Annotated in this window: 24 protein-coding genes; 18 read left to right on the forward strand and 6 right to left on the reverse strand. The window is 30.2% G+C overall.

Annotated elements, in window-relative coordinates; genetic code table 11:
- The 5 genes from ahbA (at position 1) to B8965_RS08290 (ending at position 3,007) form a co-directional block, all read left to right on the forward strand.
- A complete protein-coding gene (gene ahbA, locus B8965_RS08270; protein ID WP_084053565.1) occupies positions 1-471 on the forward strand; it encodes a siroheme decarboxylase subunit alpha in 471 nt (156 codons plus the stop codon).
- The gene (ahbB, locus tag B8965_RS08275; protein WP_084053567.1) at positions 464-937 is read left to right on the forward strand and encodes a siroheme decarboxylase subunit beta; all 474 of its coding nucleotides are present in this window, start codon (positions 464-466) and stop codon (positions 935-937) included. The genes ahbA and ahbB overlap by 8 nt, the downstream gene beginning before the upstream one ends.
- 95 nt (positions 938-1,032) lie before the next feature.
- Positions 1,033-1,830 (forward strand): tetratricopeptide repeat protein, encoded by a 798-nt coding sequence (locus tag B8965_RS08280; protein WP_159446312.1) that lies wholly within the window; start codon positions 1,033-1,035, stop codon positions 1,828-1,830.
- 53 nt (positions 1,831-1,883) lie between these two features.
- Positions 1,884-2,513, forward strand: coding sequence for a YdcF family protein (locus B8965_RS08285; protein WP_084053571.1), 630 nt, complete (start codon positions 1,884-1,886; stop codon positions 2,511-2,513).
- Positions 2,514-2,623: 110 nt separating this feature from the next.
- Positions 2,624-3,007, forward strand: a complete 384-nt coding sequence (locus B8965_RS08290) for a retropepsin-like aspartic protease (RefSeq protein ID WP_084053573.1) — start codon at positions 2,624-2,626, stop codon at positions 3,005-3,007.
- A gap of 25 nt (positions 3,008-3,032) precedes the next feature.
- On the opposite strand, the gene B8965_RS08295 is transcribed toward B8965_RS08290, so the two are convergent.
- Positions 3,033-3,674, reverse strand: a complete 642-nt coding sequence (locus B8965_RS08295) for a lactate utilization protein (RefSeq protein WP_084053575.1) — start codon at positions 3,672-3,674, stop codon at positions 3,033-3,035.
- A 135-nt stretch (positions 3,675-3,809) separates the two neighbouring features.
- Here B8965_RS08295 and clpB point away from each other — a divergent pair, with 135 nt between their 5' ends.
- From clpB to B8965_RS08335, 8 genes are all read left to right on the forward strand, one after another.
- Positions 3,810-6,410 carry an ATP-dependent chaperone ClpB gene (gene clpB, locus B8965_RS08300; protein ID WP_084053577.1) on the forward strand — a complete coding sequence of 867 codons (2,601 nt, stop codon included), beginning with the start codon at positions 3,810-3,812 and terminating at the stop codon, positions 6,408-6,410.
- Between the two features lie 221 nt (positions 6,411-6,631).
- Positions 6,632-7,855 (forward strand): NAD(P)-dependent malic enzyme, encoded by a 1,224-nt coding sequence (locus B8965_RS08305; protein WP_084053579.1) that lies wholly within the window; start codon positions 6,632-6,634, stop codon positions 7,853-7,855.
- 198 nt (positions 7,856-8,053) lie between these two features.
- Positions 8,054-9,634, forward strand: a complete 1,581-nt coding sequence (locus tag B8965_RS08310; protein ID WP_084053581.1) for a DEAD/DEAH box helicase — start codon at positions 8,054-8,056, stop codon at positions 9,632-9,634.
- Positions 9,635-9,655: 21 nt separating this feature from the next.
- Positions 9,656-10,555: an MBL fold metallo-hydrolase gene (locus B8965_RS08315; RefSeq protein ID WP_084053583.1), complete on the forward strand. Its 900-nt coding sequence runs from the start codon at positions 9,656-9,658 to the stop codon at positions 10,553-10,555.
- A gap of 75 nt (positions 10,556-10,630) precedes the next feature.
- Entirely contained in the window at positions 10,631-11,491 is an 861-nt protein-coding gene (locus B8965_RS08320; RefSeq protein WP_159446313.1) for a DegV family protein, read from the forward strand.
- A gap of 165 nt (positions 11,492-11,656) precedes the next feature.
- Positions 11,657-12,823, forward strand: coding sequence for a M20 family metallopeptidase (locus B8965_RS08325; protein WP_084053587.1), 1,167 nt, complete (start codon positions 11,657-11,659; stop codon positions 12,821-12,823).
- Positions 12,824-12,944: 121 nt separating this feature from the next.
- Positions 12,945-13,865: a DMT family transporter gene (locus B8965_RS08330; RefSeq protein ID WP_084053589.1), complete on the forward strand. Its 921-nt coding sequence runs from the start codon at positions 12,945-12,947 to the stop codon at positions 13,863-13,865.
- 196 nt (positions 13,866-14,061) lie between these two features.
- Positions 14,062-14,955 carry a selenium metabolism-associated LysR family transcriptional regulator gene (locus B8965_RS08335; RefSeq protein WP_084053591.1) on the forward strand — a complete coding sequence of 298 codons (894 nt, stop codon included), beginning with the start codon at positions 14,062-14,064 and terminating at the stop codon, positions 14,953-14,955.
- A gap of 43 nt (positions 14,956-14,998) precedes the next feature.
- On the opposite strand, the gene panD is transcribed toward B8965_RS08335, so the two are convergent.
- Genes panD through B8965_RS08355 form a run of 4 tightly spaced genes read right to left on the reverse strand, consistent with a single transcriptional unit; the run spans position 14,999 to position 17,938 of the window.
- Complete coding sequence (gene panD / locus B8965_RS08340) at positions 14,999-15,385, reverse strand: aspartate 1-decarboxylase (protein ID WP_084053593.1); 387 nt, start codon at positions 15,383-15,385, stop codon at positions 14,999-15,001.
- 4 nt (positions 15,386-15,389) lie between these two features.
- On the reverse strand, positions 15,390-16,232 hold the full coding sequence (gene panC, locus B8965_RS08345; protein WP_084053595.1) for a pantoate--beta-alanine ligase: 843 nt from the start codon (positions 16,230-16,232) through the stop codon (positions 15,390-15,392).
- 10 nt (positions 16,233-16,242) lie between these two features.
- The gene (gene panB, locus B8965_RS08350) at positions 16,243-17,013 is read right to left on the reverse strand and encodes a 3-methyl-2-oxobutanoate hydroxymethyltransferase (protein WP_242941968.1); all 771 of its coding nucleotides are present in this window, start codon (positions 17,011-17,013) and stop codon (positions 16,243-16,245) included.
- A gap of 40 nt (positions 17,014-17,053) precedes the next feature.
- Positions 17,054-17,938 (reverse strand): Rossmann-like and DUF2520 domain-containing protein, encoded by an 885-nt coding sequence (locus tag B8965_RS08355; protein ID WP_084053599.1) that lies wholly within the window; start codon positions 17,936-17,938, stop codon positions 17,054-17,056.
- Positions 17,939-18,367: 429 nt separating this feature from the next.
- Between B8965_RS08355 and nadA the strand changes: the two genes are divergently transcribed.
- From nadA to B8965_RS08380, 5 genes are all read left to right on the forward strand, one after another.
- Complete coding sequence (gene nadA, locus B8965_RS08360) at positions 18,368-19,276, forward strand: quinolinate synthase NadA (RefSeq protein WP_242941965.1); 909 nt, start codon at positions 18,368-18,370, stop codon at positions 19,274-19,276.
- Between the two features lies 1 nt (position 19,277).
- Positions 19,278-20,909, forward strand: a complete 1,632-nt coding sequence (nadB, locus tag B8965_RS08365; protein WP_084053603.1) for an L-aspartate oxidase — start codon at positions 19,278-19,280, stop codon at positions 20,907-20,909.
- Complete coding sequence (nadC, locus tag B8965_RS08370) at positions 20,903-21,736, forward strand: carboxylating nicotinate-nucleotide diphosphorylase (RefSeq protein WP_084053605.1); 834 nt, start codon at positions 20,903-20,905, stop codon at positions 21,734-21,736. The genes nadB and nadC overlap by 7 nt, the downstream gene beginning before the upstream one ends.
- Before the next feature lie 170 nt (positions 21,737-21,906).
- Positions 21,907-22,341, forward strand: a complete 435-nt coding sequence (gene dut, locus B8965_RS08375) for a dUTP diphosphatase (RefSeq protein WP_084053607.1) — start codon at positions 21,907-21,909, stop codon at positions 22,339-22,341.
- 113 nt (positions 22,342-22,454) lie between these two features.
- On the forward strand, positions 22,455-23,522 hold the full coding sequence (locus tag B8965_RS08380; protein ID WP_084053609.1) for a glutamate-cysteine ligase family protein: 1,068 nt from the start codon (positions 22,455-22,457) through the stop codon (positions 23,520-23,522).
- A 75-nt stretch (positions 23,523-23,597) separates the two neighbouring features.
- Here the strand turns inward: B8965_RS08380 and B8965_RS08385 are convergent, their stop codons facing one another.
- A complete protein-coding gene (locus tag B8965_RS08385; RefSeq protein ID WP_084053611.1) occupies positions 23,598-24,209 on the reverse strand; it encodes a YhcN/YlaJ family sporulation lipoprotein in 612 nt (203 codons plus the stop codon).
- Positions 24,210-24,285 lie beyond the last annotated feature (76 nt).

Raw genomic sequence — 24,285 nt, forward strand, 5'->3', positions numbered from 1 at the left:
ATGGATTCGATTGATAAGAAGTTATTAGTAATGATACAGGATAAATTTCCGATTAGTCAAAGACCGTATATGGAAATAGGGGAAAAATTAAGTATATCTGAAAATGAAGTAATTGAAAGAATAAAGGTAATGAAAGAATCAGGACTTATTAGGCGTATGGGAGGAGTTTTTGATTCTCGAAAACTAGGGTATAAAAGTACACTTTGTGCTATGGAAGTTTCTGAAGAAAAGCTTCCAGAAGTAATTGAAATAGTAAACAGCTATATAGGAGTAACCCATAATTATATCAGGAGGCATGAATATAATCTTTGGTTTACCCTTATAACACCATCAAAAGAACATTTAGATAAGGTAGTCAATGAAATTACCGAAAAGACTGGTATAAAGGTAAATAACTTACCAGCTGAAAGGTTATTTAAAATAAAAGTAAACTTTCATATTCCAGGGGAAGGGGAAAAAGAGAATGCTTAGCGAACTAGATAAAAAAATAGTACGTGAGGTACAAGGAGACTTACCTCTTGATCCTCGTCCTTATAAAGTTATTGCACAGAGGCTAGGAATAGAAGAAGATTTCTTAATAGATAAAATAAATGAGTTTTTAGAAAAAGGTTACATTAGGCGTATGGGAGCAGCACTTAGACATCGAAAGATAGGCTTAAAAGCTAATCCTATGATTGTCTGGCAAGTACCAAAAGATAAAATTGATGAAGTAGGAACTAAATTATCATCTTTATCCCAAGTAACCCACTGTTATCACCGAAAGGAACTACCTAAATTAAATTATAATGTATATTCTATGATTCATGCCGAGACGAGGGAAGATTGCTATGAATTAGCTAAAGAAATGTCCAAGATGATTGGTATAGAAAAATATAATTTATTATTTAGCGAAAAAGAATTAAAGAAAACTAGTATGAAATATTTTATGGAAGATTAAAAATTAAGATATTGATCATCTTTATAGACCTTTTTGAGGATGATTAATATCTTTTCTATTTATATACGATAGTTAATTGTATAGGAGGGATGAATTTGAACGAAGACCAATTATATAAATCTTGCCTTGAGGCTTTAGAACAAGGAAACTTTGAGTTAGCAAAGAAAAATTATGAAGAGATATTAGAGTTCTTTCCTAATATAAAAAACATTAATTATTTAATGGGTATAGCTTTAGTAGAGCATAATCAACCACAAAAAGCTTTAATAGCCTTTAAAAGGGCCTTGGTTGTTGATACTGATTTTGAAGCTAAAGTCTGTTTTCAAATAGCCGTAATTTATTTGGAAGCAGAAGTTTTTGATAAAGCAATTAAATATTTGAAAAAAGCTTTAAAAATAGATCCTGATTATTTTGATGCCCAGTATAATTTAGCTAAGATACTAAGTATCTCAGGATTAACCAATGCTGCGATAGAAGCATATAAAAGGGCTCTAGAAATAGATCCAAAGGATGAAGAAACTTATGTTAATTTAGGAGTGGAGTATTCAAATAATTTGGAAGTAGAAAAGGCTAAAGATTTGTATGAAAAAGCTTTAGAAATTAATCCTTGTTCCTATTTAGCCTATACCAATTTAGGGGTTGAGTATCAAGATGCAGGAAATATAGAAGAAGCCATTTCCTACCATAAAAAGTCACTTGAATGTAATTCTTTCTATTCTTTAGCCTGGTATAATTTGGCTTGTGCGTATGCCCTAAATGAAGAAATAAATAAATCCTTACAAGCCCTTAAAAAGGCTATTAAATTAGACGAAGAAAACAAAGAGTATGCTAAAAATGATCCGGAACTAGATATTTTAGTAGGTAATCCAGTCTTTGAAGATTTAATTAATTAAGCTCCTGAAATTTTGAAATATAAGGAATATGATATAGGAGAAATCATTTAATAATGAATATGAAAGATTTTATTTTCAGTAAAACTAAAGTTAATAGTGTTATAAGAATATTAGCAATTTTGTTGGTGGTATTTTCAGTAATAATTACTATTTTATATTATCAAGTAGAACAAGCAGGAACTAAAAAAATCCTTAAAAAGGCTGATGCCGCAATTGTTTTAGGTGCTGCAGTATGGGAAGATGGTAAGCCTAGTCCTTCTATGAAAGCAAGAGTTACAGAAGCTGTAGATTTATATAATAAGGGAATAGTTAAGAAAATAATAGTATCAGGTGGTGTAGGGAGATTTTCCCCCACAGAAGCTGAAGTAATGGCTAAAGTGGCCATGTCTTTAGGAGTTATTAGGGAAGATATTATTTTAGAAAAAAAGGCAACATCAACTAGGGAAAATCTTAAATATAGTTATTCATTAGGTAAAGAGCAAGGGTTCAAAAGATATATAATTGTTTCAGATGCTTTTCATTTAAAAAGAGCAAGTTTAATGGCAAACGACCTGGGAATGAAATTTCAAACCGCTCCAGCATTAGATAGCCCATTATATACTAACAAAGCACTTAAATTTAAATATACTTTACGCGAAACCCTTGGACTTATTAAGTTTTATTTAGTCAGAATTTTAAATTAATAAATAATTCTTAAATCTTTCAAAAAATAATAATATTATCGAGGCATAAACAGTAATAATTGGTAATAATATTAGACAAGTATAAATTGATTGATTTAAGGAGTCATGATATGAAAATTGAATTTAGAGATGGATTATTATATACATCTATTAAATTGACTTATAAAGGAAAAACAAAAATAATTCCTAATATGGTTATAGATACAGGTGCAGCGCAGACCCTTATTTCACAAGAGATAGCTGAGCAAATAGGAATTGAAATTGAAGGAAATGAACAAATAGTATTATCTAGAGGAATAGGTGGTACTGAAGTTTCTTATGTTAAAGAAGTGGACGAGGTAATTATAGGCAATACTAGAATAAAAAATAAAAAACTAGATTTTACAAGCATTGGATTTGGGGATATAAATGGACTTCTTGGTTTAGATTTATTAATGAAAGCGGGAGGAATTCTTGATTTAAAAAATATTAGCTTTAGTTCCGTATCAGCATAAAACTGGAGGCCTAGCCTCCAGTTTTTTAATAACCTAATTCTTTATTAACGATAATAACTTTGATTCTATCTTTTACCATTTGTTTACGAATGATAACATAGCTATTACAAATTCTATCTGGGCTTTGACAATCTGTACAGTAACCTAGTGTAGCACAAGGTGTTTTACGCTCTAATCTTTTTGTATTAGCGGGAGCAGCTATTCTTTCAACTCTTTTAGTAGCTTCTTCTATATTTTTTACAATCTTATTTATTCCAACAACTACGATTACTTGCTCTGGGCCAAAAATCATTGCTGCAACACGGTTCCCATAGCCATCTACATTATATAATTCTCCTTCTTCAGTAAGGGCATTACTACTAGTTAAGTAAGTATCAGCTAATAAACTTTGGCGCTGTACTTCATAAGCCTCTTCCTTAGTAAGGCCTTTTTTATTTCGGTCTAAAAAATTATAATTTCCACTTTTGAGTAGTTCAAAGACACCTGCTCTATGTAAGGTCATTGATCCCCCTGCCCCTACTGTATTACCTTCCTTAACCAATTCTTTTATTTTTTCTAATAATTCATTTTCATCTTGCACCAAATAACCTTGTATATTATTTTTTTGTAAGTTTACGATAGTTTTTTCCACTCTTTTGTCTATGACCCATTGAACATTTCTTTCCATTTTAATAACCTCCGAGTATTGAATATTTTTCCTATAAGAGATAATCTTATATTACAATTATAGAATAAATACCATAAAGTATTAAGTATTAAATTAAATCATCCACACATTAAAATCAATTAAGGGGGAAAATTAATGAATATGAATCGTTTTACTCAAAAGTCGTTACAAGCGATTGAAGAGGCAGAGAAAAAGGCATTGTCTTATGACCATTTGGAAATTGATTTAGAACATTTGTTTTTAGCTTTAATTGAACAAGAAGAAGGTTTGATTTCTAGATTATTAGAAAAAATGAGTATTGAGCAAAATAAGATTATTACAGATACTATAAATATTTTAAGTAAAAAACCTAGAGTTACAGGTCCAGGAAGAGAACCAGGAAAGATCTATGTAAGTCAAAGTGTAAATAAGGTACTACTTACAGCTGAAGATGAAGCAAAAAAAATGACTGATGAATATGTTTCGGTAGAGCATTTATTTTTAGCTCTCATAAATGAAGCACAAAAGTCTAATTTAGATAAGGTTTTCAAAAGCAATAGCATTACCAGAGAATCATTTTTAAAAGCATTAACAGATGTAAGAGGAAATCAAAGAGTAACAAGTGATGCTCCAGAGGATACTTATGAAGCCTTAAGTAAATATGGACAAGATTTAGTGGAAAGTGTAAAAATGAATAAGATTGATCCGGTAATTGGTAGAGATAATGAAATACGTAATGTAATAAGAATTTTATCGCGAAAAACTAAGAATAATCCTGTTTTAATCGGTGAACCAGGGGTTGGTAAAACTGCTATTGTTGAAGGTTTAGCACATAGAATTGTAAGAGGAGATGTGCCTGAAGGCTTAAAGGATAAAACTATATTTTCACTCGATATGGGTGCATTAGTGGCAGGAGCAAAATATAGAGGGGAATTTGAAGAAAGATTAAAGGCAGTTTTACAAGAGGTCAAAAAAAGTGATGGACGTGTACTTTTATTCATAGATGAGCTTCATATGATTGTTGGAGCAGGGAAAACAGAAGGAGCAATGGATGCAGGTAACATGCTAAAGCCTATGCTTGCTAGGGGTGAATTACATTGTATTGGTGCTACTACTTTAGATGAATATAGGAAGTATATTGAAAAAGATGCTGCACTTGAAAGAAGATTTCAACCAGTACTTGTTGATGAGCCAACGGTTGAAGATACAATTTCAATTCTCAGAGGATTAAAAGAAAGATTTGAAGTTTTTCATGGGGTGAAAATTTATGATAATGCTTTGGTTAGCTCAGCAGTGTTATCAGATAGATATATAACTGACCGATTTTTACCTGATAAAGCTATAGATTTAATAGATGAGGCGTGCGCACTGATTAGAACAGAAATTGATTCTATGCCTGTGGAAGTTGATGAAGTTAAAAGAAGAGTAATGCAACTTGAAATCGAAGAACAAGCTTTAAAAAAAGAAAAAGATAAGGCTAGCATAGATCGCTTAGAAAAGATCCAAGATGAACTTGCAAATTTAAAGGATAAATATAATAGTTTAAAGGCTAAATGGGAAAATGAAAAAGGCTCTATTGTAAGTATTCAAAAGCTGCGCCAAGAATTAGAAAAAGTTAACCTTGAAATGGAAAAGGCACAACGAGAATATAATCTTAATCTAGCGGCAGAACTTAAATATGGAAAAATACCAGAACTTGAGAAAAAAATAACTGAAGCTGAAATTAAAATATCTAATAAGGGCGAAAATACCCTAGTAAGGGAGTCAGTGGGGGAAGAAGAAATAACACGAATTGTTTCACGGTGGACAGGCATACCTTTAAGTAAATTAGTAGAGGGAGAAAGAGAGAAATTATTAAAATTAGAAGAAATTTTGCATCAAAGGGTAATAGGTCAAGAAGAAGCAGTTCAAAAGGTAACAGACTCCATTTTAAGAGCAAGAGCAGGGATCAAAGACCCTAATAAACCTATTGGTTCATTTATATTTTTAGGACCAACAGGAGTAGGAAAAACGGAGCTCGCTAAAACACTAACTGAGACGCTATTTGACTCTAGGGAGAATATTATTAGAATTGATATGAGTGAATATATGGAAAAACATTCTGTATCTAGATTAATTGGTGCTCCTCCAGGGTATGTAGGCTATGAAGAAGGAGGGCAGCTCACAGAAGCTGTGAGAAGAAAGCCATATTCAGTAATTCTTTTTGATGAAATAGAAAAGGCACATCAAGATGTTTTTAATGTATTATTACAGATTTTAGATGATGGTAGAATCACAGATTCTAAGGGCAGAACAGTAGATATGAAAAATACCATAATAATTATGACTTCTAATATAGGCTCTAGTTATTTATTAGAAGGAATAAACTCTAATGGAGATATTGAAGAAAGTGCTAAAAAGCAAGTTATAAAAGATTTACGGATGCATTTTAGACCTGAATTTTTAAATAGAGTCGATGATATTATTTTATTTAAGCCCTTAAGGTTAAATGAAATTATAAGTATTGTAGAATTATTTATAAAAGAATTGCAAGGAAGACTTCTAGATAAACAAATTACTTTAACCCTTAGTTTAAAAGCTAAAGAGTATATAGCTGAACAAGGGTATGACCCTATTTATGGAGCTAGGCCATTAAAACGTTTTATTCAAAATAATATTGAAAATAAAGTTGCTAAAGCTTTAATTAAAGGGGAAATTAAGGAAGGAAAGTCATATCAAATTGATCTTTATGAAGGAAATTTTACCATCAATAGCTAAAAACTATTATTAAAACTCCAGTTATAACATAAACTTATTTAATGTATTTAATACTAACTAATACACTCCCTAAATTAATTTTGTGGGAGTGTCTATTTTATTTCAGAGAAAAAGGAATATAATAGTTAGTATACAATATAGAATATTTTTAAAATTAAAAATATTTCACATAATTGTTTTCATAATAAATACATAGTAGTTATTATAGAGGGGGCATAAAAATGGATTTAAATGAAAGAGCACTAAAGCTTCATGAAAAGCACGTAGGAAAAATTAAAATTGAAAGCAAAGTAGAAGTTAGAAATAATGATGATTTGAGTTTAGCTTATTCTCCAGGAGTAGCCGAGCCGTGCAAGGTAATTGCTGAAAATCCTGAGAAAGTTTATGATTATACCTCAAAAGGAAATTTAGTAGCAGTAGTATCTGATGGTAGTGCTGTTTTAGGACTTGGAGATATTGGTCCTTTAGGAGCTATGCCAGTAATGGAGGGAAAAGGGGTATTATTCAAAGCTTTTGCTGGAGTAGATGCATTCCCACTTTGTTTAGATACTAATGATAAAGATAAAATTATTGAAACAGTTAAATTATTACAACCTACATTTGGTGGTATAAATTTAGAAGATATAAGTGCACCTAGATGCTTTGAAATAGAAGAAGAACTAAAAAAGATTACTAATATTCCAATTTTCCATGATGATCAACATGGAACAGCTATTGTAACTTCAGCTGGTCTTATTAACTCCTTGAAAATTGTCAACAAAAAAATGGAAGATATAAAGGTTGTTATGAATGGTGCGGGAGCTGCTGCAATTGCAATTGGAAAGTTATTATTAAACTTAGGTGTTAAAAATATTGTAATGTGTGATAGTAGAGGAATTATCTACGAAGGTAGAGTAGAAGGAATGAATAAATATAAAGAGCAGTTTGCCAAAACTAATGTAGATAATCTTAAAGGTGATTTAGTTGTAGCAATGAAAGATAGTGATGTCTTTATTGGAGTTTCTAAGGGAAATACGGTTACAGTAGAGATGGTTCAATCAATGAAAAAGGATCCAATTATATTTGCTATGGCTAACCCAATACCAGAAATCATGCCAGATGTAGCTAAAGCAGCAGGGGCTAAGATAGTAGGTACAGGAAGATCAGATTTCCCTAATCAGGTTAATAATGTTTTAGTTTTCCCAGGTATTTTTAGAGGTGCCTTAGATGTTAGAGCAACCGAAATAACTACAGAAATGAAAATAGCAGCAGCATATGCAATAGCAAATCTTATTAATGAAGATGAGTTAAATGAGGAGTACGTTATTCCTAATCCATTTGATAAAAGGGTAGCCTCAGAGGTAGCAGTAAGCGTAGCTAAAGTAGCTATGGAAACTAATATAGCTAGGGTAACAAGAGATTTAGATGAAATAAGACAAAGAACAATAAATATGTCATCAATCTAAAAGCAAGACATAAACACAAAACTTAAACACAAAACTTAAACAACAAAACCTGGATAAAGAATGTTCTTTATCCAGGTTTTGTTGTTTTTATTTAAAGATTATGTTAATATTCGGTGTATACTTTGCGTATACTATATGTATATGATATACTTACTAATCAATTAAATAAGAGATACACGTAGAAAGGAATTAAAATGTATGGAGAAATTATCATTTGAGGATTTAAATTTATCAGCTGAAATTAAAAAGGCTGTAGCGGATATGGGGTTTGAAGAAACTTCACCTATTCAAGCCAAGGCTATACCAGTTATTTTAGAAGGAAAAGATGTTATAGGTCAGGCTCAAACTGGAACGGGTAAAACTGCTGCCTTTGGAATACCTATTTTAGAAAGAATCAATCCAAATAATAAAAGCTTACAAGCAGTTGTTTTGTGTCCAACGAGAGAACTTGCTATTCAAGTATCAGAGGAATTACGTAAATTAGGAACATATAAGAGAGGCATCAATATTTTACCTATTTACGGAGGACAACCTATTGATCGTCAAATTAGAGCATTAAAAAAAGGCATTCAGTTAATAATTGGTACACCTGGTAGAGTACTTGATCATATGAATAGAAAAACTTTAAAAATGGATAAAGTAGAAACGATGGTATTAGACGAAGCTGACGAAATGTTAGATATGGGATTTAGAGAAGATATCGAAACTATTTTAAATACAATGCCAGAAAATAGACAGACATTATTATTTTCAGCTACTATGGCAAAAGAAATTTTAGATTTAACGAAAAAATATCAAAAAAATCCGGAAATAGTTAAGGTAGTTCAAAGAGAATTAACGGTACCAAATATTGAGCAAATTTATTATGAAGTAAAAGCAAACGCAAAGTTAGAAGTATTATCTCGCTTAATTGACATGTATAATCCAAAACTATCTGTTGTATTTTGTAATACTAAAAGAGCAGTAGATGAGTTAGTAAGTAAATTACAAGCTAGAGGCTATTTTGCAGATGCTCTTCACGGTGATTTGAAGCAAATGCAAAGAGATACTGTTATGGGTAAATTTCGTAAGGGTGTTATAGAAATCTTAGTTGCTACAGATGTTGCAGCTAGAGGTATAGATGTAGATGATATAGAAATTGTGTTTAACTATGATGTACCACAAGACACAGAATATTATGTACACCGTATCGGAAGAACAGGCCGTGCAGGTAGGACAGGGAAAGCAATTACATTTATTATTGGTAAAGAAATATATAAATTAAGAGATATTCAAAAATATACAAAAACAAAAATCATTCGTCAACCAATACCATTACAAAGTGATTTAGAAGAAATTAAAACAAACTTATTCTTAGAAAAAGTGAAAAATGTAATGAAAGAAGGAAAATTAGGAAAGTATTCAAGAATAGTAGAAGAATTGGCTGAAGAAGATGATGATCATACTATTCTCGATGTTGCGGCTGCTTTGTTAAAAATGAATATTAGTGATGATCAAAGCATAGATGATGAAGAATTTGAAAATACTGGTGCATCTTCAGGTATGGTAAGATTATTTATTAATGTTGGTAGAAATCAAGGAATTACGACAAAAGACATAGTAGGTAGTATTGCAGGAGAAACTGGTATTTCTGGTAAGTTAATTGGATCGATAGATGTATATGAGAGATTTAGCTTTGTAGAAGTTCCAAAAAAATATGCAAAAGATATACTAATGTTTATGAAGGACAATCAAATAAAAGGTAAAAGAATTAATATCGAACCAGCGAACGTTCGTTAAGGACTTTTATGGGGGAAAATTATGAATTTAAAGAGAATACATGGAAACACATATTATATACCAGGTGCAACCAATATAGGTGTGTATCTCTTTAAAGATAAATATACATTACTTGTGGATAGTGGTATTAATAATCAACAAACTCGAAAGATTACAGAGATACTTTCAGAGCATAATATGAATGTTAAATACATTATTAATACCCATAACCATATTGATCATACAGGGGGAAATAGCTTTATAAAAGAACATTTTCCAGGTAGTATTATATATGCATCTGAAAAAGAAAAATTATACATAGAAAATGATTTGCTTTTTCCTTTATATTTATATGGTGGATATCCTATAAATTATTTTGCAAAAAACTTTAAGAGATCGAAAGAAAACCTAGTTGATGAAACTATATATACGGGAATAAATAAGATTAATAATGAAAAATTTGAAATAATAGCTATACCAGGTCATGCAGAAGGTCAAATTGGAATCGGTACAAGAGATAGGGTTGTTTTTTTAGGTGATGCCTTATTTAGTGAGGAAATAATAAATAAATATTCCTTTCCTTTTTTATTTAATATAAAAGAGCAATTAGATACTTATGATATAATTGGTTCCTTAGATTATGATTATTTCGTACTAAGTCATGGTGAAAATATTTATGACAAAAAAGAAATTAATAATTTAATAGAAATAAATAAAAATAACCTTGATAAATACTTTGAGATTATTATCGAATTATTAAATCAACCTAAAACTAAAGAAGATCTTTTAGAAGAAATTACAATACTAGAAGATTTAAACCTAGATCTTAAAGAATACTATTTTTCTCTTTCGACAGTTGCAGCATTTATTACATTTTTATATAATAAAGAAATTATTAAGTATGAACTTGAAAATGGTAAACTATACTTTTATAAAGGTTAATGTGAAAAAGACTTTCGTAAAATTTATGGAAGTCTTTAATAATACAAATTTTTACCTTTAATGGAGGTTGAGGTCTTGAAAAAAGTAGCTTTAATTACTGATAGTACTTGTGATTTACCAAAAGAGTGGATTAAGCAATATGATATAAAGGTTATTCCCTTGCAAATTATATATAAAGAGGCTGAGTATCAAGATGGAATAGATCTTACTACTCAAGAAATTTACGATAATCTTGATAAAGAAGTTCCAAAGACATCTTTGCCATCCATAGGTAAGACATTAGATTTTATAGACGATTTAAAGGCACAAGAATATACAGATATATTAGCAATTCATATCTCTGGTAATTTAAGTGGTACTGTTAAAATGCTAGAAAGTTTACGGGAAAAAATTACCAACAAAGGTTTAAATTTATACATTATTGACTCTAAAAGTGTTTCTATGGGAGTTGGCTTTTTAGTTCTTAAAGCTAAATCATTATTAGATGAAGATTTAGCTTTATCAGAAATAGTGGAAAAATTAGAATCTTTTAAAAAAGAAATAAAGGTGTTTTTTGTAGTAAAAACACTCGATTTTTTGCGTAAAGGCGGAAGAATTGGTTTAGTTGAAGGAGCTATAGGAGATATTTTAAATATTAAACCCATTATAGGAGTCAATGAAGAAGGGGTTTATCATACAGAAGCTAAGGTAAGAGGATGGAACCGTGCATTAAATAAATTGTTTGAAACGGCTAAAGATGTAATAGGAAATAAAAAGGCTAAAATAGGTATATTGCATGGCGTCACAATTGAAGAAGCTAATAATTTGGTAGAAAAAAGTAAAAATGAGTTAAAAACAGTTAGTGGAGAAGACATTATGATAGGGTATATAGGTGCTGGTATTTGTGTTCATTCAGGACCGGAGGTAGTAGGTATTGTAGTATGTCCAGAAGAATAATATTAATAGTATTTATAAGTGCGTCTGCATCAGCAGAGGTGCTTTTTTATATGTTCAATTATTTGAATTTTTAGTGGATTTGTACAATCTACAAGCATATAATTAATCATAAACATAAATTAACATTATATATAATTAAAGTTTAAAATACCAGGAGGTAAAAAAATGTTATCAATAGATGAACTTGAAAAATTAATTAACTTTACTGAAGTTATAGAGGTTGTTCAAAATTTAATTAAAATATCTAGTGAAAATCCCCCGGGTGATGAATACTTTGTTGGAAAATATATAATTAATTATATGGAATCAGCTGGCATTAAAACAGAGATTCAAGAAATTAGTCCTGAAAGATTTAATGTTATAAGTAGATTAAAAGGTGATGGAACCTTACCACCGATAATATTTACAGGACATATGGATGTCGTGCCTGTTAAAGAAGATGAGTTAGCAAGATGGACAGTTGATCCCTATAGTGGAACTATTAAGGATGAGTATGTATTAGGTCGAGGAGCAATTACAATGAAGGGTGGCCTAGGAGCTGCGATGGTCGCCATGGCTACCTTAGCAAGAAGTAACCTTAAGCCTGCTGGGGATATTATTTTTCTAGCTACAGTAGATGGTGAAGATGTCATGAGAGGTGCCAAAGCTATAATTAATACCCACTATATATCTGATGCTAAAAGAATAGTAGTTTGTAAGCCGACCGATATGAATTTAGTAACTGTGTGTAAAGGCAGAACGTGGGCTGATATAAAGGTTTTAGGGAAATCAGCTCATGCTTCAATTCCCGGTGCGGGAATTAATGCAATTGATAGAGCAATACGCTTAATAGAAGCTTTATCTAATCATAAAATACCTCATCAATATCATGAATTAGTTGGTAGTTCTTTTTGGCAGGTAACTTTAATAAAAGGTGGAATTGAAGCAGCTATTATACCAGAAAGTTGTACGATTACAGTTGATGCAAGATTAGTTCCGGGTCAAAATCCAGATGAAATATGGAAGTATGTAGAAGGATTAATAAACTATTTAAAGATTGAAATTCCAGATTTCGAGGCAAGTATCCATGTTATTGATAAAAGGGAACCATGGGAGACTAATGATGAAGAATTCATTGCTAAAATAGAAAAAGCACATAATATTATGGGTAAAAAGGTAGTGAAAAATGGTTACTTAGGAACTACTGATGCAACTGTACTTAGGAGATTGGGTATTGAGTCAGTTATTATAGGACCTGGTCAGATAAAATATGCTCATAAAGAAGACGAGAAAGTTTCTATCGAGCAATTAAAAGATGCAGTAAAGCTTTATCTGCTAATGATGGTAGGGTAAAGAAATTTTAGGTAAATAGTACTAAAAAGGGATATACGTTATATATCTCTTTTTTATCTTTAAATTTAGTTTTACTTATAGCATAATAACTGTATGGATAATAAAAAGAGGAGGAGATTTCTTGGGTCAAGGCAAATGGGTACCTTATATTCAAATAATTATAGCTTGTTTAATTTGGGGATCATATGGACTTTTTGTACAATTAATACCTTATCCCCCTGAAGTAATTGTATTTTTCAGATTTTTATTTGGTGCAATTTGTTTAATTATCATGGCTAGCCTAACAGGTAATTTACACAATTTAAAACCAACCTCAGGGTGGAAGATGATGGTTATAATTAGTGCAATTAATTCTATAAGTTGGTTAACTCTTACTCGCTCAATTACTTATACAAGTGTTGCAAATGGTTTTATCTTGTATTATACCGCTCCATGTTTTGTCGTATTACTAGCACCTTTTTTACTTAAAGAAAAGGTAGAAAAAAAGTCTATCATAGCTTTATTATTTTGTTTTATAGGTGTGGTAGCTATAACTGGTCAAGGGGAAACAATAACTGGTAATCATAAAATGCTTGGTAATATCCTTGGTCTTATAAGTGGAATAACATATGCAATATATGTTATTGGGTTAAAAAGTATACCAGAAAAGTTTTTAGGTATAGTATCTAATGTATATTTGTGTATTGTTATTTCTGTGATTACATTTCCCATGGCACTTCCAGCCATGGGTAGTATTTCGTTAAAAGGAATTTTGATTTTAGTCTTATTAGGAATAACGATACAGGGTATAGCAACAACATTATATATGGTAGGATTAAGAAAAGTAAAAGCTCAACATGCTAGTATTCTATCCTTTTTAGAATTTTTATTTGCCTCATTATTTGCAGCTCTCTTTTTAAATGAACAATTTACCTTTAGTTTAATTTTAGGTAGTATATTAATCATCATAGGCGGAATAATTGTAGTAATAAAAAAATCAGAAAGTAAAGATGGTTTTGGTACCTTAGAAGAGAATAATATAAGAGATAACACTAGTATATAGCTATATCACGTTATTTTGGATTGCTACTGATACAAAGTCTAAGAAAACCGTAAAAAAAGACCAGCATTAATGTTTCAGTAATGTCAATGATTCAATTTTTCTTAAATAATAAGCTACATTGTAATATATGTTTTGATATTAGTAAAATAATATGATATTATTTTATGTATAACAAACAGGTTATAAGGAGGAGCAAATGAATTTACGACAAATATCTATTTTTACAAGAGTAGCTGAAATAGGAAGTATGTCAGAAACTGCTAGGCAATTGTTCATGACTCAGCCTGCTGTTAGTCAAACCATAGCAGAATTAGAAGATGATTTACAAATGAAGCTTTTTGATAGAATTAATAGAAAACTAATTTTAACTAATTCGGGAGAAGTTTTATATAATTACTGCAAAAAAATTCTATCTTTATTAGAAGAAGCGGAACATACAATGAGAGATCTTGCTACCTTGAAAATTGGAAAATTAAGACTAGGGGCAAGTACAACAATAGGAATATATTTCTTACCTAGAATGGTAGGTGATTTTAAAAAAAGATATGGACGAATAACTACTCAGTTTACGATCGATAATACTGGCGTTATAGAAGATATGATTTTAAATCATGCTATTGATATTGGCCTTGTAGAAGGAAAAGTTCATTCTCCCGATATTAAAGTACACTACCTTTTTGATGATGAATTATATTTAATATGTTCTAAAAATCACCGTTGGGTTAAGGAAAATAAACTTAATATTGCACCAGAAGATTTAGTTAAAGAACAATTAATTTCCAGGGAAAAGGGTAGTGGTACAAGAGAAATGGTTGAGGAAATATTAGAAGAACAAGGACTTTCTTTAGAAGTGACCCATATTCTTAATAATACAGAAGCAATTAAAAAAGCTGTTGAAGAAGACATGGGTATATCTTTTGTCTCTAAAATGGCTCTTGTAGATGAACTTAAGTCAGAAAAACTTGTTAAAATAAAAATAGAAGGTATACATATCACGCGTTCTATAAGTATCATTTATCATAAAGATAAATATAGATCTCCTTTACTAGATGCATTCCTTGAGCATATCAACTCGTATAAAACTGATTAAAACAATATACGTGTATGAAAGAACCTCATTAAATGAGGTTTTTTCATACACTAATTTCTTGAGCCTTTTCTTCATTAGATAAATGAGTAATTTTATTATTATCATTAACAAAAACAACCATAGGTTTATGTTTAAAAACTTCTTTTTCTTCTAATAAACAATAGGATATGATTATTAAAATATCATTAGGTTGAACTAATCTAGCTGCAGCACCATTTAAGCAAATAATTCCACTGCCTCTTTTACCAGCTATTGTATATGTTTCTAAACGAGCTCCGTTATTATTATTAACTATTTGTACTTTTTCATTAGGATATATTCCTGCTGCATCCATTAGGTTTTGATCTATTGTGATACTTCCTACATAATCTAGATTAGCCTCTGTTACCTTTGCTCTATGAATTTTACTCTTAAGCATATGAATAAACATTAATTTATACCTCCACGAGAATATTATCGATTAACCTAGTTTTACCGACGTTAGCTGCTACAGCTATTAATGTACTATCTTTAATTTCCTCCACACCTATTATGTTGCCGGAATCCACTATTTCTATATAATCAAGATTGCAGTTTTCATCTTCAGTGATATATTGTTTAATAAATTCTTTTATTTTATCTGGATTTCTTTCCCCATTTTTGATCATTTCTTGAGCTTTAAATAAAGACTGTGATAGTCTAAGAGCTGATTTTCTCTCATCTTTACTTAGATAAATATTTCTAGAGCTCATAGCTAGTCCATCAGCTTCTCTTATTAGGGGACAAGCAACTATTTCTAAATCAAAGTTTAAGTCTTTAACTAATTTTTTAATTATAGCTAGTTGCTGAGCATCTTTTTGACCAAAGTAGGCTTTAGTAGGATTTATAATATTAAATAGCTTGGTTACAACAAGGGCTATTCCACCAAAGAAAAGGGGTCTAGAAGCTCCGCAAAGACCACTAGATAAATCTTTAACTTTAACCTCGCATTTATTATCCACAGGATACATCTCTTCTATAGATGGGTTGAAAATTAAATCAGCACCAGCTCCTATTGATAAGTTATAATCTCTTTCATAATCTCTAGGATAGTCTTTAAAATCTTCATTAGGACCAAATTGAGCAGGATTAACAAAAACGCTTACTACCACATAGTCGTTTTCCTCTTTAGCCTTTTTAATTAAAGATAAATGACCTTCATGTAAAAATCCCATTGTAGGAACAAAACCAATAGATTTTTCTGACCTTTTTTGTTCTTTTAAGATATTTCTTACTTCTTTGATTGTATGAATAAACATAAATTTCCTCCTAATATAATTTTTCCAATGTTTTTTCATCTATTTTAAAAGTATGAATTTTTTCTGGGAAATTCTTATTTTGAACTTCTACTATATAATTTTTAACTCCATCTATGATAAGGTCCCCTATATTAGCATATTGTTTAACAAACTTAGGCTTAAAGTCCCCAAACATATTCAGCATGTCTTGAGTAACTAAGATTTGACCATCACATTCTTTACCAGCACCAATTCCAATCGTAGGAATAGAAATTTTCTCTGTAATAATTTTAGCAAGTTCTTCTGGGATACATTCTAGAACGATTGCAAAAACTCCAGCGTCTTCTAATCGTAGTGCATCATCTATTATTTTCTTAGCTTCATGCTCATTTCTTCCTTGAACTTTGAATCCACCTAAAGCATTGATTGATTGAGGGGTTAGACCTAAATGCCCCATAACAGGTATTTGGGCATTAATAATAGCTTTTATTTTATCTTCGATTTCCCTACCACCTTCTAATTTAACAGCCTCAGCGTTTCCTTCTTGGATAAGTCTCCCTGCATTTCTAATGCTATCTTCAATATTAACGTGATAGGATAAAAATGGCATGTCAGCAACCACTAAACTTCTTTTAACTCCTTTAGTTACTGCTTTAGTATGATGAATAATATCATCCACTGTAACTTGTAGAGTAGTATCATAGCCAAGCATTACCATTCCTAAGGAGTCACCTACTAAAAGGGCATCCACGCCTGCACTATCAAGAAGTTTAGCAGTAGAGTAGTCATAAGCAGTTAACATGGATAACTTTTTTCCTTCAATTTTAGCCTTTTTAAAAAAATCAACAGTCACTTTTTTCAAAGTTAATTCCTCCTAATAATTCTTTTAGTGCTTCTGCTTTATGAGGGGGTAATTTTTCTTTTTGTGCTAAGGGTAATGTTTGGATTAATAAATTGTGATAAAAATCAAAGTATTCTGGAAATTTATTAATTAACTCATTTAAATGATTTTTAAGAGTTATTATCTCTCCCCGGGCTATAGGACCAGTTAAAGCATCTTTAGTATCAAAAGAAACTGTATTATTAATAGTTCCTTTAATTAAAGGGAGCATTGCTTTTATTCCCTTATCTTTATCTATCCCAATTTCATTTAAAAGAATTAAACCATAATCTAGTAAAGTTACAAGGTAGTTAGAAAAAACACAGGCTGCTACATGATAAATTGTTTTATGATTAGGATCTATGACAAAATAGTTAAGTTTTAAATTAGAAAGAAAATCTTTTATTAATTCTAACTTTTCTTTTGATCCTTCCAAGCTAAAGAAGGTATTACCAATGTTTTTTACAGATATTTCTATATCAGCAAAGGACTGAAGAGGATGAATTGAATAAATACAACAACCAATATATTGAGCACTAATAAGTGTACTAGAAGATAATGCTCCACTCATATGGCAAATAATTTGTTCTTTATTTAACCATCTTTTTTCAGTAATATAATCAACAGTCTTTTTTATAGTATCATCAGGAGTAGTAATAAAAATAAGATCTACTTTTGCAATTAATTCATTTAATTTAGAAAAAGCATTTGTATTTGTATACTTAGCTGCATTTACAGAAGATGAATAAGTTCTACTATAAAAACCAATAACATTTTGTCCGTTATTTACTAAAAATTTCCCAAATGCTGTGCCTACATTTCCTGCTCCAATGAATCCAATTTTCATATTTCACCTCCAAAAATAAAAAAGTCTCTCTAAATTTAGAGAGACTGATAAAAATAGGTTCATAAAATAAAAGACCTTTCTAAGATAAACTCAAAAAGGGAATTAAAAGACAAACATAAACCTTCCTGTCTCGGTCCTCTTATGGCTCAGAGCAGATAACAAATATTAAATTTTATTTTTATAAAAATGGTATAGCTCATTATGATACTATCCACAATATATTTTAACAGAGGTTGTTAGAATAAACAATGTGTTTTAGTTAGATAATTTCTATTAAATTTATTATTTGAGTTTATTTAGAGAATTAAATGTTTTTGATGTTTTAAAAATTGGTTGACTTAAACTATTTAAAAGAATAAAATTATTTATAATATATTTTTTTGCAGATAGGTGACAAGACAGATGTATTGTCACAAAGGAGGAGTAGTTGTGAAGGATAAACAAGAATTAAAAAATGCTATTAATAAACTTAAAAAAGATAAAAATGCTATAATTTTAGCTCATAATTATCAAATAGAAGAGGTGCAAGATATTGCAGATTTTATAGGAGATTCCTATGATCTTAGTAGACAAGCTGCTTCTTCTAATGCAGATATAATAGTTTTTTGTGGAGTTCACTTTATGGCTGAAACTGCAAATATACTTTCACCAAATAAAATTGTTATTTTACCAGATAAAGAGGCAGGGTGCCCGATGGCAGATACTATTAAGGCTAGTGATGTACGAAAAATGCGTAGTAAGTATCCTGATGCAGCAGTTGTGTGTTATATAAATACCTCAGCAGCCGTTAAAGCTGAATGTGAGGCTTGTTGTACCTCAGCTAATGCTGTTAAAATAGTAAATTCTCTACCTCAAGAAAAAATCATATTTCTACCTGATAAGAATTTAGGGAATTATGTTAAGGAAAATACTGCAAAAGAAATAATTCTATGGGATGGGTGTTGTCATATTCATGACAGGACTACTATTGAAGAGCTGAGAAAAGTACAAGCTAAATATCCTGATGCACCTATAGTAGTTCATCCAGAATGTAATTCAGAAGTTGTTAATGAAGCTGATTTTGTAGGTGGTACCAATGCTATGATGAGTTATGTTAAAGAAAGCAATATGAAGAGATTTATTATTGGTACAGAAGTGGGTATGCTTTATCCACTAAAAAATCAAAGTCCAGAAAAAGATTTTATTATTTTAACAGATAGATTTATTTGTCCTGATATGAAACTAATAACACTTGAAAAAATATATGATTCTTTAAAAAATTTACAACCTCAAATAATTGTACCTCCTGAAATTGCTAAAAAAGCACTTAAAGCTGTTAATAAAATGCTGGAGGTCTGATATGGATAGATTAGAAAAAATCCCAAGATTTCTGTATTCTCCAAAAGTTTTTATGGAGGAGGAAACAAATATTATTATTGTGGGGGGAGGCATTGCCGGTCTTACTACAGCACTTAATTGTAGTAGTGATAAAAAGGTATTATTAGTTATGGAGTGTGATTTTAATGATTGTAATACTTATCATGCTCAGGGAGGTATTGCAGCTGCTTTAACAGAAATTGATTCTCCTACCAATCATTTCAATGATACTAATAAAGCTGGAGGCTATTTTTGTAATGAAGATAGTTTGAAAATATTAACCTCTGAAGCTCCACAGGCAATAAATTTTTTAATAAAAAATGGTGTTAATTTTGACAAAGATCAACAAGGTTTTTGCCTAGCAAGAGAGGGAGGACATGGTTTAAGGAGAATTTTAAGAATAGATGGAGATAGTACAGGACGGGGTTTAATAGATGCTCTTAAGCAAAAAGTTTTAGAATGTAAAAATATTAAGGTTGTTCAAAATAGTTTTATGGTTGATATATTGACAAAAGATAATTATGTACAAGGAATTATTCTTGAAAATAATAAAAAGATGCATGTAGTTTATAGTAATGTTGTAATTTTAGCTTCTGGGGGATTAGGATCTATTTATTCTCATAATACTAATCCAGAGCATATTACAGGAGATGGTATAGCAGCTGCGTTTAGAGCAGGGGCTCTGCTATCTGATATGGAGTTTGTTCAATTTCATCCTACTGCTTTAAAGCATCCTAAAGCACCTAGATTATTAATTTCTGAAGCAGTTAGAGGAGAAGGTGCTATATTAAGAAACCCTGGTGGTGAAAGATTTATGCCTAAATACCATGAAGAAGCAGAACTTACCTCTAGGGATATAGTAGCAAGAGCAATTTTTGCAGAAATGTCTAGATTAAATATTGACAATGTATTTTTAGACATTACTCATAAATCAAAAGAATTTTTGCAAAAAAGATTTCCTAAAATCTATAATTTTTGTTTAGATTACGATATTGATATGTCAAAGGATTGGATTCCTGTAGTTCCTGCTGTTCATTATACTATTGGGGGAATTAAGACTAACTTAGACGGAGAAACAAATATTAATGGTCTTTATGCTGTAGGAGAAGTTGCTTGTACAGGGGTTCATGGCGCAAATCGTCTTGCTAGCAACAGTCTGCTTGAGGGGGTTATTTTTGGAAAAAGGGTAGGGGAATCTGCTAGTCAATATTGTAATAAAAAGAATTTTATAAAAAGCAATTATAGGACAATAATACCAAAACAAGTGATGAATAATAACGTAAAGTTATTTGATGAATCATTTCTTAATACTCAGCTTTTAGTTTTAAAACAAATGAATCAAAAGTATTTAGGATTAATTCGTACGGAAGAAGGTTTATTAAAATTACTTGATTTACTCACAGTAAATCCTTTAATTTACAAATATGGTTTTACTAATAAAAAGATTTGGAAATTTCAAAATATGCTTTTAGTATCTTATTTATCCGCTTATTCTTCTTTAAAAAGAAAAGAAAGTAGAGGAGTTCATTATAGAAGTGATTATCCTTTAATTAGTAATGAAAAAGTTCATTATGATTTACAGCGAAGGGGAATTAAGGAGGTTAAAATATGCTAGATTATTTAGTAATTGAAAATATTATTCAAAATAGTTTAAAAGAAGATATTGGGTTAGGAGATTTAACTACAAATTCTATTTTTTTAGATGAAGAGGGTACCGGGATTTTTAGTGCTAAAGACGTTGGTATAATTGCAGGATTACCACTTATATCTCAAGTTTGGCACAAGATAAACCCTAATCTTAAATTTGAGAGTTATGTTAATGATGGTGAAGAAGTAATTATAGGACAAAAAATTGCAATTGTACAGGGAAATATAAGGTCAATTCTTACTGGGGAGAGGGTAGCTTTAAATTTTTTACAGAGACTTTCTGGTATAGCAACGTTAACTTCTAAGTATGTTGAAGAAGTTAAAGACTATAAAGTAAAGGTTGTCGATACTAGAAAAACAACACCGGGACTACGTGTTTTAGAAAAGTATGCTGTTAGAAAAGGTGGAGCTAGAAATCATCGTTTAAGTCTTGATAATGCAGTAATGATAAAAGATAACCATATTGAGGGCTGTGGCTCGATTACGGAAGCTGTTCGTAGAGTTCGAAGTAATATTCCAATTACTACTAAAATTGAAGTTGAAACTAAAAATTTAAGAGAAGTTGAAGAAGCCTTAAAAGTAGGAGTAGATATAATAATGCTTGATAATATGGAACCTAAGATGATGGAAGAAGCAGTGATTAAAATAGGAGGATTAGCACTTGTTGAGGCATCAGGAGGAATTAACCTTAAAAATATAAAGGAAGTAGCTAAAACAGGAGTTGATATAATTTCAGTAGGTGAGCTTACTCATTCAGCTAAAGCACTTGATATTTCTTTAAATATTAAATTGTAAATTACAATAAAAAATCATAAAAACATTATAATTTTTAATTGACTGACATTTGACTAAAGTTAAGTGTCTTTTTTTATACAGTAAAACAATACTTTTATAGGAATTTTATATGATATAGTTATAGGTATAAATATATATTTTAAGAGAAAATATTAAAAGGAGAGTAATTTATGTATATAGTTAAAGTAAAGAAAATTGATAGTTTTGCTAAATTACCTCAGTATGCTCATCCAGGTGATGCTGGGCTAGACTTATATTCAACAGAAGAAAAGATAATTAATTCTGGTCAGTCAGCTTTAATTAAAACTGGTATAATGATTGAATTACCTGAAAATACCGAAGCTCAGATAAGGCCACGTAGTGGACTTGCATTAAATTATGGAATAACCGTTTTAAATACTCCAGGGACTATTGATGAAGGATATAGAGGAGAAATATGTGTTATACTAATAAACCATGGTAAAGTAAGTTTTAAAGTACAAAAGGAAATGAAAATAGCACAAATGGTAGTAAAGCCAGTGCTTAAAATTGAAGTTAAAGAAGTAGAAGAATTAACAGATTCAAATAGAAGTAAAAATGGATTTGGTTCTAGTGGTCTAATATAACAAAAACTAATGAATGATATAAATTTGTTAAATGATAAATAGTCTGTATAATTATGTACAATAATAGGTGTATATAATATTAATCAAATTATTAATAGATTGGACTGATATTTGTGGTAGAAAAGTTTGTAGAGTATTTTAATAATAACGAATACACGGGCGAAGAATTTTTAATGAATGTTGCATTTGAACATTTTATAGTGAAAAAAGACACATTTGATAGAGTTGCACCAGAAGGGGACAAGGGTGTTAAAGAAGTATTAAAAGAATTAGCTGAAAAAGGTTGGAAATCTTTAAATGAAGTAAGCTTAGAAAAAGATAATCTTGAAGTAACTTTAGGGAAGGGAAATCAATTAAAATTTGCTGTACATGATTTTAGTAGTTTACATGATTTAAATAATGAATATATGAAATTTTTAGATGAAGTTTTCCCTATTCTTGAAAAGCAAGGTAATATGTTATTAGCCGTAGGTTATCATCCAAATAGTAAGGGTGAAAATGTTCAAAGTTCTACAGCTTCAATTGAAATATCAATAAATTATGCGAACAAACTTGACTTCAGAAAAAAAATCCAAGTAGCTTATGGATTACAACCTTTATTAACAGCTATGTTTGATAATTCTCCTATATATGAGGGGGAAGTATATGAAAGATTTAGTTTAAGAGAAAAGATTTATGAAGACTTTGTAAAAAATGGCGTTAATATTTTAGATAGAAATTATGAATATGAAAACTATGCTAATGATTTAATAAATTTAGCTACTAAATTAGGAGTAGAGGCAAGTGATATTGACTTTAACAACAATGAGATAAATTCTCAAATAACAGTTGATAATAAAATTAATCTTAAACTTGTAGATGCTATACCTTACCCATTAAATATGGCGTATGTAGCCATGGTTAAAGGTTTAATATTTGATCATGATAATTTAGAGGCTTTATTTGAATTTGTAAATGCTTTAACTCCTGAATGTTTGCAACAAGTTAAAAAGGATGTTTTAACTCAAAGCTTAGACGCAAAGTTTGGTGATGGGTCATTAAGAGACTTAGGTAAAGATGTAATCTTTATGGCAAATACAAAGTTACCATTAGACGAAAAGAAATATTTAAAAACTATTGATACTATTTTATATAAAGAAGTAATTCCAAAACAAGTAACTTTAAAACAATTAAATAAATAAACATAGATTACACAGTAATTAGTTTACAATAAATAAAAAAAACAAAGCTGACTAACAGCTTTGTTTTTTTATTTATTATTCCATAGAAGGTGTGATACGATTGAATACATTTTTTAATTCATTTAAGAATCCTGAAATAGGTTTACCATTTTCAATATCCTTAGCAATAACTTGTAATCTAGTATAAGTATCTGCATCTTCAGTTACATATACTGTATTGATTTCAGGTTTTTGTTTTTTAATCATTTTACTAACTTCGTTTTTCACAACTTTCGCTCTTTCGGCTGGTAAGTTAGCTTGTAGATCAATTCCGCAATAGGCAATATTATTAGCCAGAACTAAAGTAGCTGTATTAACTTCAGGGAACTTATTAGCAACTGATTTAGCTAACTGATTTGCGTCAGATCTTGTTTGAGTGTTATTGTTATAATTGTTATCAAGGTTGTTACGGTCATTACCAGGCATCATATCTCTGTTATTATTATCCATCATATCATTATCATAGTCGTTCATCAGATTTCTATCATTCATATTGTTATCAGGTAACATATCACGGGCTTCGTTAGGAACCCTAGCTGGGTCTTGCGTCGTGTTAGGTCTTTTTTCAGGTGTACATCCTACCATTGCAACCATTACTAAAGTAAAAGAAAGTACTAGCATTAATGAAATTATTTTTTTGTTTTTCAAAGTTATTCCTCCTTAATTTTTTGTTCATTTTTAGTATTTCTTTTATTCAAACTAATATTCATAAAATATTAAGAAA

It is taken from the genome of Desulfonispora thiosulfatigenes DSM 11270 (assembly GCF_900176035.1).
In the GTDB taxonomy this organism is placed as follows: Bacteria; Bacillota; Peptococcia; order Peptococcales; family Desulfonisporaceae; genus Desulfonispora; species Desulfonispora thiosulfatigenes.

Coding starts and splice junctions, on each gene's coding strand:
- B8965_RS08285 (WP_084053571.1), top strand. CDS start 1,884: ATGAATATGAAAGATTTTATTTTCAGTAAAACTAAAGTTAATAGTGTT.
- clpB (WP_084053577.1), top strand. CDS start 3,810: ATGAATATGAATCGTTTTACTCAAAAGTCGTTACAAGCGATTGAAGAG.
- B8965_RS08325 (WP_084053587.1), top strand. CDS start 11,657: ATGTTATCAATAGATGAACTTGAAAAATTAATTAACTTTACTGAAGTT.
- ahbA (WP_084053565.1), top strand. CDS start 1: ATGGATTCGATTGATAAGAAGTTATTAGTAATGATACAGGATAAATTT.
- B8965_RS08315 (WP_084053583.1), top strand. CDS start 9,656: ATGAATTTAAAGAGAATACATGGAAACACATATTATATACCAGGTGCA.
- B8965_RS08290 (WP_084053573.1), top strand. CDS start 2,624: ATGAAAATTGAATTTAGAGATGGATTATTATATACATCTATTAAATTG.
- panC (WP_084053595.1), bottom strand. CDS start 16,232: ATGTTTATTCATACAATCAAAGAAGTAAGAAATATCTTAAAAGAACAA.
- nadB (WP_084053603.1), top strand. CDS start 19,278: ATGGATAGATTAGAAAAAATCCCAAGATTTCTGTATTCTCCAAAAGTT.
- panD (WP_084053593.1), bottom strand. CDS start 15,385: ATGTTTATTCATATGCTTAAGAGTAAAATTCATAGAGCAAAGGTAACA.
- nadC (WP_084053605.1), top strand. CDS start 20,903: ATGCTAGATTATTTAGTAATTGAAAATATTATTCAAAATAGTTTAAAA.
- panB (WP_242941968.1), bottom strand. CDS start 17,013: ATGTTAACTGCTTATGACTACTCTACTGCTAAACTTCTTGATAGTGCA.
- B8965_RS08335 (WP_084053591.1), top strand. CDS start 14,062: ATGAATTTACGACAAATATCTATTTTTACAAGAGTAGCTGAAATAGGA.
- ahbB (WP_084053567.1), top strand. CDS start 464: ATGCTTAGCGAACTAGATAAAAAAATAGTACGTGAGGTACAAGGAGAC.
- B8965_RS08310 (WP_084053581.1), top strand. CDS start 8,054: ATGGAGAAATTATCATTTGAGGATTTAAATTTATCAGCTGAAATTAAA.
- B8965_RS08355 (WP_084053599.1), bottom strand. CDS start 17,938: ATGAAAATTGGATTCATTGGAGCAGGAAATGTAGGCACAGCATTTGGG.
- B8965_RS08305 (WP_084053579.1), top strand. CDS start 6,632: ATGGATTTAAATGAAAGAGCACTAAAGCTTCATGAAAAGCACGTAGGA.
- dut (WP_084053607.1), top strand. CDS start 21,907: ATGTATATAGTTAAAGTAAAGAAAATTGATAGTTTTGCTAAATTACCT.
- B8965_RS08295 (WP_084053575.1), bottom strand. CDS start 3,674: ATGGAAAGAAATGTTCAATGGGTCATAGACAAAAGAGTGGAAAAAACT.